The following is an 11,696-nucleotide window of genomic DNA, read 5'->3' as shown; positions in this document are numbered from 1 at the left end:
GGAGCCTGCTTGCAGGCGAATAACCGGTGGGGCAAGGCTCACCATTTTTCGCCTGCAAGCAGGCTCCTACAGGGGGAGCAGTTACCAAAAAACTGCTCTCCCAAGAGCGCGGGAGATGCGAGACGCGAGAGATCGAAAAACAATAACCATGCAATGAGAATACAGCGATGTCCAGATTCCTATTCAGAACAACTGCACTCGGATTAGCAATGGCTGCAGCCGCTTGTGGCGGTGATGGCGGCTCGGATAACGACGACACCGGTCCGGTAGATCCGCCGATAAACACCCGCCCCGAACGCTGCCTGGAAGACCCGCTCAGTTCCGGTTACTGCCTGGTGTGGCAGGACGAATTTTCCGGCGATGCCATCGACAGCGAAAAATGGACTCACGAGCGCAACTGCATGGGTGGCGGCAACAATGAAGCCCAGTGCTATGTGGACGATCCGGAAAACTCCTGGGTTGCCGGCGACCTGCTGCACATCAAGGCCATTCGCAAGGATGCCGTAGGCCCCGGTGTCACGGACGACGACCCGAATTACGATCCCGACGACACCTCAGCCAGTGGTACCTATACTTCCGCGCGTCTGCGCACCAAGGGACTGGGTGACTGGAAATACGGCCGCTTCGAAATGCGGGCAAAACTGCCACAGGGGCAGGGCACCTGGCCGGCATTCTGGATGCTGCCCAGCGAATGGGTCTACGGCGGCTGGGCGGGCTCCGGCGAAATCGACATCATGGAAGCGGTCAACCTGAAAGTGGGTGGTGAAGATCAGATACACGGCACCCTGCACTACGGCGGTCCCTGGCCCGGCAACGTCTATTCCGGCGAAGCTTACCGCCTGCCCGGCGGCATCAATCCCGCGGACGGCTTTCACGAATATGCCGTCGAATGGGAAGAAGGAGAAATCCGCTGGTACCTGGACGGCGACCACTACGCCACCCAGACCAGCGACGGCTGGTACTCCACCACGGCTCCGGGCAATTCCAACGCACCCTTCGACCAGGCATTTCACCTGATCCTGAACTTCGCGGTGGGCGGCGACTGGCCGAGCAATGTCAACGACACCGGCATCGACGAGAGCGTCTTCCCGCAACAATTCGAAATCGACTATGTGCGCGTCTATCAATGCACCATCGATTTCGCCACCGGCAAGGGCTGCGCCAGCACCGATGGCGCTTTCGTGCACAACCCCGGCCTGGAAGCTAAGCGCGTCGCTTCCCCTTAGTGATCTCCCCGGGAGTCCCATTTCCCGTCCGCCCGGGGCAGAAGGTGAAATGCGCCACCTTGCCGCCCCGCATCAAAGTGGGACGACTGATGAGAGGGGACAGTTGAGACTCCCGCTGATGAAAACCAATAAAAGTCAGCGGGGGTTTACGTGATGACCATGAATCGATTGTGGAGCGCCTGCGCCGGCCTGTTGCTGGCGGCGGGCCTGGGGGGCTGCGGCGAAAAGCCGGCCCAGGAAATGCGGTTGGCGCAAGGGCAGGCACCGGTCCCCTGGCCGAAGATCGCCAGCCGCGCCGCCCGCGACGAAGCGCTGGAGCAGCGAATAGAAGCCCTGCTCGCGCGCATGACCGCGGAGCACAAAGTGGGCCAGCTGATTCAGGCGGAGCTCAAGGAAGTTACCCCGGAAGATGTCAAAAACTACCACCTGGGAGCGATCCTGAACGGCGGGGGCGCCTTCCCCGGCAACAACAAATACGCCGAAGTGGAAGACTGGGTGGCGCTGGCCGATACCTTCTACCACGCCTCCATGGACACCGGCGACGGCGGCCTGCCCATCCCGGTGATCTGGGGCACGGACGCGGTGCACGGCCACAACAACGTGGTCGGGGCCACTCTCTTCCCCCACAACATCGGACTCGGCGCCACCCGCAATCCGCAACTGGTGCGTGAGATCACCCGTGCCACCGCCCGTGAAGTGGCGGCCACCGGCATCGACTGGAACTTCTCCCCCACCCTTGCGGTGGCGCGGGACATCCGCTGGGGCCGCAGCTACGAAGCCTACAGCGAAGATCCGCAACTGGTGGCCCGATTCGGCGCCGCCGCGGTGGAGGGTTTGCAGGGCGCGGCGAAAAGTGAAGACTTCCTGCGCGCGGGGCACATCATCGCCACCGCCAAACATTTCATCGCCGACGGCGGTACCCTGGACGGCGTAGACCGCGGCGATGCCGCCATTAGCGAACAGGAACTGCTGGAAATCCACGCCCCCGGCTACTTCGCCGCCATCGAAGCGGGCGTGCAGACAGTGATGGCCTCCTTCAGCAGTTGGCAGGGCGAAAAGCTGCACGGCCACCGCTACCTGCTCACCGAAGTGCTTAAGAACAAAATGGGCTTCGACGGCTTCGTAGTGGGGGACTGGAACGGTCACGAATTTGTCAGCGGCTGCTCGCGGGTGAGCTGCCCGCAGTCCATCAACGCCGGCCTGGACATGTTTATGGCCCCGGACGCCAGTTGGAAGCAACTGTACGCGAATACCCTCGCGCAAGTGAAAAGCGGTGAAATCCCCCGCGCGCGGCTGGACGATGCCGTGCGCCGCATCCTGCGCGTCAAGCTGCGCGCCGGCCTGTTCGAAGCCGGCCCGCCCTCCGCGCGCCCGCTGGCCGGAGACCGCAGCGTGGTCGGCGCCCAGGAACACCGGGCCATCGCCCGTCGGGCAGTGCGCGAATCCCTGGTATTGCTTAAAAACAACGGCGAGCTGCTGCCGCTTGCGCGCAACAGCCGGGTGCTGGTGGCCGGCGACGGCGCCCACAATATCGGTAAGCAATCCGGCGGCTGGAGTATCTCCTGGCAGGGCACCGGCAACAGCAACAGCGATTTCCCCGGCGCTACCTCTATCTACCAGGGCATTGCCGCAACGGTACAGAGTGCCGGCGGGCACGCGGCGCTGAGCGAAGACGGCAGCTTCGAGGACGATCCCGATACAGCCCCGGACGTCGCCATCGTCGTATTCGGCGAAGACCCCTACGCGGAAATGCAGGGAGATATTCCCAACCTGGCCTACGACTCCGAAGCCGACCTGCAACTGCTGCGGCAACTGAAAGCGCAGAGCATCCCCGTGGTATCCCTGTTCATCTCCGGCCGCCCCCTGTGGGTCAACCGGGAGATCAACGCCTCCGACGCCTTCGTCGCCATCTGGCAACCGGGTACCGAAGGCGGCGGCGTGGCCGACGTACTGTTCCGCGACCTCGAGGGCGGCATTCAATACGACTTCGTCGGCCGCCTGCCTTTCACCTGGCCCAAGGACACCCAACCCCTGGCGGCGGGCGGGGAAGCCCTGTTCACACTCGGGCACGGCCTCGGCTACGCCGACGAAGGCGCCCTGGCACAGCTGCCGGAAGAGAGCGGACTCACCCCCCGCGACACCGCGCAGCAACTCGACATCTTCGACGGCCGCCCCCTGGACCCCTGGAGCCTGGAAATCGCCGATGCGCAGAACAACCGTCTCGCGGTAACCAGCAGCGTGGCAAAACTGAACGGCATCAGCGTGCGCGCCGTGGACCGCGACATGCAGGAAGACAGCCGCCGCCTTCAATGGCGCACCCCCGGCAGCGCCGGCTTCTATGCCAACCGCCGTACCGACCTTTCCGGCTACCTGCAAAAGCGCGGCGCCCTGGTGTTCGACATAAAAGTGGACCGCCCGCCCGCGGGCCGGGTGCAACTGGGCATCAACTGCGGCACCGACTGCGGCGCCACCCAACCCATCAACGAATTATTGAAGAACGCCGAACCCGGCCAGTGGCGCACCATATCCGTAGCCCTGCAATGCCTCGCCGCCGAGGGCGCACAACTGGATATGGTGTTGTCTCCTTTCTACCTGTCCAGCGACGGCGAGCTGGATATCTCCCTGCACCATATTCGCGTGGTGGAAAATATCGACGCGGATATTAGTTGCGGCTGACAGCTACGGTAGCCCTTTGCCGGGGCTGCCGTTCCTTACTTTCACCGCAGTCAGTGCCGATTCTCTATTTCCTGCCGGATATTTCCTACCTGAAAAACGATCATCGAGGCCGATATCTCTGCGCAGAATCCAGAGAGGCCGGAAATCGCAATGGAAACAAATGGTTACAGCTCTCCCCTGGAAATGGGATAGGAGGCGCGGTGATTACTTTGCCAAAAGCGGTCACACATGAATCCCCTACAACCTTGACGTGACGGGGGGGTGCGGGCATTCTGTGTGAAATTTAACCAGGAGATATCGGCCTGGGGCGGAGTGGTCTTGGGGGCTGCTATATAAATGTTGTACACAGGAGTCGACGATGAGGGTACTTAGCGCGCTTCTCCTTTGGATGAGCGGGGCCGTCGCTTTGGCGGACACCGCGGTGGAGACACAGATACGGAACTCCTATTTGACCCTAAGTGCATTCGAATGCGCCGTGGTCGCGCCTAACGATGCGGAAGCAGAGCGCCTATTCATGCTTGGCCTAAAGGTTGGGCGAGGCTTCATCGCCTACGTGCAGACCCATCAAGAAACGTATGCGAAGGACTTTAAGCCAAAGGTGGCTATTCTTTGGAACATGACCAGTGGCCCATCTCCGGATTTCATCCTGGGGCAGATCTACGCGAATCGAGCGGACGATGTGTACGAGAATTTCTCCTCTGATGAGGAGCTATGGAAGATGAAAAAGCAGAACATGTACCGCGAAAAGAACTGTGCTCTGCTTGGCAAGTAGGCACAACCAGCAGTTCCACGGGACGCGGCTTCGCCACGCCCGTGAACTGCGGCGTTGGGCATCACATTAGGAGTACATCATGAGCATTACAAACAGGTTCTTGGCCATAGTTGTAGCTTCTTTTTGTGTAATCACTACGGCAGGGGCAGAGTGTCGCAAGGCACAGGTCTGCGATGACTACGGCAGGAACTGCCAAGTACGGCAGATTTGTGACAGCACACTGGACCTTCCCTCTATCGAAGTTGATCCACTAAAGCCGTTGCCATCCACAGACCTCAAACCTCTCCCGTCGCTGGAACTCCCGCCTCTCGGTACGACCAAATGCGAGTACAAGCAAGTCAATGGTCATTGGCAAAACGTGTGTAGCTGAAAACAGTGATGCCCAACCAGGCGTTCCAGCGGACGGCGTCGCTTCGCGCTGCCGCCGCATGAATCCCCCTACAACCTTGACGTGACGGGGGTTGCCGGCATTCTGTGTGAAATTTCACCAGGAGATATCGGCCTGGGACGAAGTGGCCTTGAGGGCCACTATATAAATGTTATAAGTAATATGGACAGTAAAGTATTGATAGATTCTGAGCATAGGAATTTTAGGAAAATGAAATCACAATTAAAAATCAAAGCCGATCATCTTTCTACATTTTCATTGGCTTCTCAGCAAAATTCTTATCCCCTGTTTCGGAATCTAAGCTTAAGTTACCCAATTTTTGATGAAGCTTTATTGGAAGAACTGTACCCTTTTAGGCATTTGGTTGTTAAATTATCTTCCGACCCTGAAATATTTTCTCCTGAAGAATGGCCAGTTGATGAAATCCGCCCTGGTCAGGGCATTTTATTACAGCAGCGCCCCCTGAATGTTTCTCATGATCTCCTCTTCAATCTGACTGAAGAAATTAAGGTATCGATAACTATAGCTGTATTCTCGCTTGATGAGCCCGATGCCACACTAACAAAAAAAGATATCTCAATAGCAGTACTTCCTGCCAACTTTTGGGGCGGGGAAAGTCGGCAGCCGGATCTTTTGGCAGCATTCGTCAAGCCTAATGGCGTTTATGTGGAATCTTTAGTCCGTCAAGTAGCAGAAATGCTTGAGAAAGGCGGTCACGGGCGAAGTGTTGATGGGTATCAGTCCAATACCCGTGAAAAACCGTTTTTGATGGCCGCAGCACTCTGGAATGTCATATTCGCTCAACGCATTGCTTATGTTAATCCTCCTCAATATTTTGCTCGAAAAGGTCAACGAATTCGATTAGCTGCTGATATAAGTGCATCGAAGATTGGCGCTTGTCTCGATACATCTCTCCTATTTGCTAGTTGTATTGAATTAATGGGGCTTAATCCCGTTATTGCTTTGGGGAAGGAGCACGCTTTTGTTGGGGTTTGGTTAATTGATGAGCGTTTTCCCGTACTAGCCAATGATGACCCCATGGATCTAAGAAAACGGGTTGATGCACGTGATCTTGTGCTATTCGAAAGTACTTTAGTTACAAACGACACTCCAGTGACATTTGAGCAGGCAAAAGCACACGCGAGAGACTTGATTAGTGAAGATAAGGAAGACGACTTTGTCTATGTGATAGATATTAAGCAAGCTAGAGCCCGTAAGATTAGGCCCATATCAACTATTGAGGAGAAGCCAGAAGAAAAGGGTCCGGATGCTACTAACGAATTAAGCCTGCCGGTTGTCCCTCCATTACCGCCTGTTCGGGCTGAGGAACAGGTTGTACCTGATACGCCAGATACTCGTATCGACGCTTGGCAGCGCAAGCTATTAGATTTGACCAAAAGAAATTCACTACTGGCGCTTAAAGACAGAGCGATAGCAATTAAGTTGTATTGCCCTGATATCGGTTCTATGGAAGATAGCTTGGCAGATGGTGCTTCATTTAGATTTTTATCCGCAGAAGAAAGCCCATTAAATGATAGCGAGCGCAGCGAGGAAACTTTCAGATTACAAGCTGGATCAGATCTACATAAAGAGTACGCGCTAGAGCAGCTTAACAAACAGGTTCTTCTGGCGAATATGTCCAGTAAAAAGCTCGAGCAGAATGCTATAAATCTTTTACGAAAGGCCAAAAATGACCTGGAGGAAGGCGGGTCGAACACATTATATCTGGCTTTAGGGATGTTGCGCTGGAAGGAAAATCCAGGAGATGATCGTTCCTACCGTGCGCCCTTAATACTAATACCCGCCGAGCTTACCAGAAGCAGCGCCAGGGCCCCGGTTAAAGTGCGTAAACTGCCAGATGAGAGTCCCCTTTTTAATATGACCTTGATCGAGTTCCTATACACGGAACACAATATAGACCTCAATCAGTTTCGTGAGTCGTTACCTGAAGATGAGTCTGGCATTGATGTGAATCTTATATGGAGCATCGTCCGGTCTGCCATAGCAGAGCAACCAGGCTTTGAGGTAGTGGAAGAACTAGTTCTAGCATCTTTTTCCTTTGCTAAATATTTAATGTGGAAGGACCTTAAAGATCGAATTGACGATTTGAAGGAAAATCTTTTCGTTAAGCATTTAGTTGATCATCCTCAGAATGCGTATGTTCAGGATGTCAGTTTTGTATTGCGTGATGAAGTAGACGAAAAGATCGATCCAGAAAAGGTTTTTACGCCCCTGAACTGTGACAGTTCACAGCTAGTGGCTGTAGAGGCGTCGGGTAGGCCGCAAGATTTTGTATTAGAGGGGCCGCCAGGCACAGGAAAGTCAGAAACAATAGCAAACATCATATGCCATAACATGGCTCTCGGTAGAAAAGTGTTATTTGTCGCTGAGAAAATGGCTGCGCTCCATGTTGTTTACCGACGCATGGAAAAAGTTGGTCTCGATCATTTATGTTTAGAGCTGCACAGTAATAAGGCGAATAAAAAAGCTGTTCTTGAGCAGCTTAGAGTGGCGACCGTTAGGCGCGATGAGGCACAGAGTACTGATTGGGTTGATTCTGTTCGAGCGTTAAAAGATAAGCGAGACCGCCTTAACAATTTTGTGCAAGCTTTACATGAGAAATCTATTTTTGATTTGTCTGCACGTGATGCTATAGCTCGCGATGTTCTCTATAAGGACACGCATTCCTTATCCTTAACGTGGCCACTGGGTTTGGAGTCGGCTCCTGTTAACTCCGCTGAAAAGCTGAATGAGATGCTTATGGCTGTTAAGTTGGCAGCGCTAGCGTATAACGATATATCTCACCTTAATCCTACTCAGTTCCGAATTCTTAAGGCTAGACGTTGGTCTAATGCTTGGCAGAGCCAAGTCATTGACTGTCTAACTCGTTATAAATCGGTACTTAATGATCTCTATCCTTGCGCCGCAATACTAGCATCCAATTTCAATGTTGATATGAAAGAGAATACTATAGCTAATATTACGCGTGTAAATGCTTTGGCGGAATTGATTGCATCTGCTCAATCTAATCCATTAAGCTACCTTGTTGCGAAAGGGGCTAGAGATTTATTAGAAAGTCTTGATAAATTGAGCGTAATAAAGCGAGAGTTTGATCAAGCGCTTAACAATGTTGGGCATAATGTTTCACCAGAAATACTTGCCAATAGCCCTATTGCTGAATGGGTGGATATTTATGATGGAGTAAAAGAAAGCTGGTTTAAACGCTTCTTTGCGAAATTAAAAATTAATTCTTCTGCTAAAAAGCTTGGTTATGAAAAATTCAAAGACATGGGTGTGCTATCTGAAATAGAAAAGGCCGCTCATTTACAAGAGTCAATAGTGTCATTGGCGGCCCCGTTTGAAGAAGACAAAATATGGCAAGGTTGGGATACAACCGCTGAAAGCTTAAGTGCGGCAATGATAAGGGGAAAGGCTGCCCATAAGGCGCTGGCAGAAGTTATAGGTTTGACAGATGATCTTTCTATAGTACTTACCGCAGTTAAGTCCAAGCTTATTGATGGTCGTGATTTTCTCGATAGCTCCATGGTTGTTGCCCAGAAAAATAAGTTTAAACAGCATTGGGACACTTATATTGCTGTGGCTGATGAAGCCAAAAGTCTACAGCTGGAATTTGATGAAAGCTCTTCCCTTGAAACTATTGATCTTGCAATTGATGAGTTAATAGCCAGCGCGTCAAAATTCAAAGCTTGGAGTGAATGGCTTGCAGCAAAAGAATCGATTGATGCTTATCAGCTCGGCAAGTTGACACAAGGGTTGGAGGCCCGAACTATCTTGCCTGACGACGCCGAAGATCAAGCATTAACAGCTTTCTGTCGATGGATAGCGCCACAGCTGATAGATAAAAGTGATGACCTTCGACTGTTTAAAGCGTCAAGCCATGAGCAATTGATTCGTGAGTTTAGAGAGTTAGACGCTAATGTGGCCCATACTACTAGCCAATATGTGGCTGCTATTGCGGCGCAAAAGGTTCCCGACCCCTTCGCGAAGGATAGTCCCAAAGAGTTTGGCGTTTTGGCTAGGGAGCTTCAGAAGAAAACTCGCCACAAACCAGTACGATCGCTATTTAATGAAATGGGGTCCCGCCTGATGGATTTGTGCCCCTGCATGATGATGTCACCTCTTTCTGTTGCCCAATTTTTACCTTCTGATTTTAATGGATTTGATTTGGTTATTTTTGATGAGGCCTCCCAGATGACAACTTGGGACTCAGTGGGGGCTATCGCAAGAGGTAAAAATGTAATTGTGGTAGGAGACCCTAAACAGATGCCTCCAACCAGTTTCTTTAGTGGTGCTGTGGACGTTGACGATCCGGATGAAGAGGATCTGGAGTCTATTCTTGATCAGGCGTTAGCAGCACGCTTGCCTCATCTTAGATTGAAAGGTCACTATCGGAGTCGGCATGAAACCCTAATCGCTTTCTCCAATAGCAAATATTATGAAAATTCACTGGTAACATACCCTTCTTCAGATACTAAGGAGTCAGCTGTAACGCTGCACAGAGTTGATGGGGTTTACTCTAAGGGTAAGGGGAGGAATAACCCGATAGAGGCAGCTGCTGTTGTTAAAGAAATCGTTAAGCGTCTTACAGATCCAGAGCGACAGCATCAAAGTATTGGCGTGGTCACTCTAAACACTGAGCAGAAGAGAACTATTGAAGATTTACTTGATGATGCACGTCGACAGCACCCTGAGATCGAACCATATTTTCAATCTACGGACACATACGATGAAGTGTTTGTAAAAAATCTTGAGTCTGTACAGGGCGATGAGAGAGATATCATTATCCTTAGTTTGAGTTATGGACCGACAGAGTCGGGCGGTCGAACCATGAGTATGAACTTTGGTCCTTTAAATAAGTCAGGGGGCGAACGAAGACTCAATGTTGCAATAACAAGGGCAACGAGCGAGGTATTGTTATTTTCGAGCTTTGATTCATCAATGATCGATCTAAGTCGGACGTCAGCTCTAGCAGTAGAACATCTTAAACACTATTTGGAGTTTGCAGAGAAAGGGCCTATTGCATTGTCCGAACAATCTACCGCAGCGTATGGAGTAGATCAGTTCGATAGTGATTTTGAGCAGGCAGTTGCTTGGGCTCTACGCGATAAAGGTTGGAATGTTCAGACCCAAATTGGTGTTAGTAAATTCAGGGTCGACCTTGGGATAATTCACCCCGATCATCCCGGCGTATATTTGGCTGGTGTCGAATGTGATGGCGCTACCTATCACGGGTCTCCGTCCGCTAGGGATCGGGATCGCGTTCGTCATGGAATCTTAGAAAACTTAGGGTGGCGATTGGTTCGCCTGTGGTCAACAGATTATTTCCAGGATCCTGAAGAAGCGTTATCCAAGATGCATGGCCGCCTGAATGAAATCCTTGAAGAAGATAGAAATAGATCTGAATTGAAAAAAAGGAGTGTGGATGTCAATGATGATCCCTCTGGAATTTTTAAATCGGATAGTATTATAGATGTCGCTCTTACTGAAAGTGCCTCTGCTGGTGTTGAAGTCGAGAAAGATCCTCAAAATAGACTTTCTTCCGAATATGATCATTCTTGCTATTTTGATGATGACTATAAACCAACACTTATTGCAATTGCTAAGGGAATCCTTGAAGAAAAGAACGGGATTACCCTCCATGAGTTGGCATTGGAAATTGCTAATTTACATGGCTTGTCGAGGACAAGTAAAAAGCAGCTCCAGTATCTTACTTCACTAATAGAGCCTTGGGCCGGGATAAAACGCGATGGTGTTCATAAGCCGGTGGTCTGGTCACGTCCAGAAGATATCGTAGATGAGATGGATTGGAGAGGCTTGGATCCTTGGGGCGATGAGCGTGATTGGAGCGTGATTCCCTATCCAGAAGCTAAGGGTTTGGCTCGACTGGCTGTAGAGGAGTCAACCAACGACCCAGTTGATTATATTTGTAATGTTTTCAAGCTTAAACGTCGACATAAAAAAACGTTGGAGCAGTTTCAGTCTTGGGTTGATAATATAAGACTGACTGAAGAATAGGTTTTGAAGATGACAGTTTACCCCAGCGTTGCATAAAAACCGGGAACAGGAAGCGCTAAGCGGCCGCATTCAAGGCCTCAAGAGTTTGCAACATCTCTCGTTTGACGGCTTTATTGGCACTCATGGAAAGCGTGAGCCGCCCTTGGGGACGAATCAGGCGCCCAGCGCGTTGAATGGCTCGGCGGCGAAGTGTGGAAATGGAGGAGAAAGGCCACAAGGCGGGACGCTTGTCTCTGGTCATGGGGTCAGGCCTGAATGGCGCTGACTTAAGCGCAAGTGTTTGAATTTGCGGAACATTTTTACGCAGCCGTCGCCATTCTCTGCTTTTTGGGGTGTCCATGTCTCCTAACGAGTTCCCGTGCCTTATCGCGTGATTTCGTCAATAGTGGGTAAGGCTTCGGTCGTCGTTTCACTGCTCTTGGCTCGATTCTTCCTGGCCGGTTTCCGACGACCTTTTCTTCTATCATGTGAAACAGCTCCAGAAGAGATTCTCTATCACTGGCATCGAATGGGCATTGACGGTAAGCCTGCCAGAGTTGCAGGCTATGCTTGAAGCTCAACTGGCGCGGAACAATATCAGCCAGACTCGCCGCCTCTG

Annotated in this window: 4 protein-coding genes and 1 pseudogene; 4 read left to right on the top strand and 1 reads right to left on the bottom strand. The window is 51.7% G+C overall.

What is annotated here, in order from left to right:
- The first annotated feature begins 209 nt into the window (after positions 1–209).
- The 4 genes from FHS09_RS13960 (at position 210) to FHS09_RS13945 (ending at position 11,098) form a co-directional block, all read left to right on the top strand.
- Complete coding sequence (locus FHS09_RS13960; protein ID WP_183460942.1) at positions 210–1,226, top strand: glycoside hydrolase family 16 protein; 1,017 nt, start codon at positions 210–212, stop codon at positions 1,224–1,226.
- Positions 1,227–1,379: 153 nt separating this feature from the next.
- A complete protein-coding gene (locus FHS09_RS13955; protein WP_183460940.1) occupies positions 1,380–3,902 on the top strand; it encodes a glycoside hydrolase family 3 protein in 2,523 nt (840 codons plus the stop codon).
- Between the two features lie 448 nt (positions 3,903–4,350).
- Positions 4,351–4,674, top strand: a complete 324-nt coding sequence (locus FHS09_RS13950) for a hypothetical protein (protein ID WP_221192006.1) — start codon at positions 4,351–4,353, stop codon at positions 4,672–4,674.
- Positions 4,675–5,272: 598 nt separating this feature from the next.
- The gene (locus FHS09_RS13945; RefSeq protein WP_183460936.1) at positions 5,273–11,098 is read left to right on the top strand and encodes a DUF4011 domain-containing protein; all 5,826 of its coding nucleotides are present in this window, start codon (positions 5,273–5,275) and stop codon (positions 11,096–11,098) included.
- Between the two features lie 299 nt (positions 11,099–11,397).
- Here FHS09_RS13945 and FHS09_RS22570 read toward each other — a convergent pair.
- A pseudogene (locus tag FHS09_RS22570) lies at positions 11,398–11,696 on the bottom strand (hypothetical protein); the annotation flags it as partial.

This window comes from Microbulbifer rhizosphaerae, from assembly GCF_014191725.1.
In the GTDB taxonomy this organism is placed as follows: domain Bacteria; phylum Pseudomonadota; class Gammaproteobacteria; order Pseudomonadales; family Cellvibrionaceae; genus Microbulbifer; species Microbulbifer rhizosphaerae.
The sequence above is the reverse complement of the archived record's forward strand: the minus strand, read 5'-3'. Positions and strand labels throughout refer to the sequence as shown.

Coding starts and splice junctions, on each gene's coding strand:
- FHS09_RS13960 (WP_183460942.1), top strand. CDS start 210: ATGGCTGCAGCCGCTTGTGGCGGTGATGGCGGCTCGGATAACGACGAC.
- FHS09_RS13955 (WP_183460940.1), top strand. CDS start 1,380: ATGACCATGAATCGATTGTGGAGCGCCTGCGCCGGCCTGTTGCTGGCG.
- FHS09_RS13945 (WP_183460936.1), top strand. CDS start 5,273: ATGAAATCACAATTAAAAATCAAAGCCGATCATCTTTCTACATTTTCA.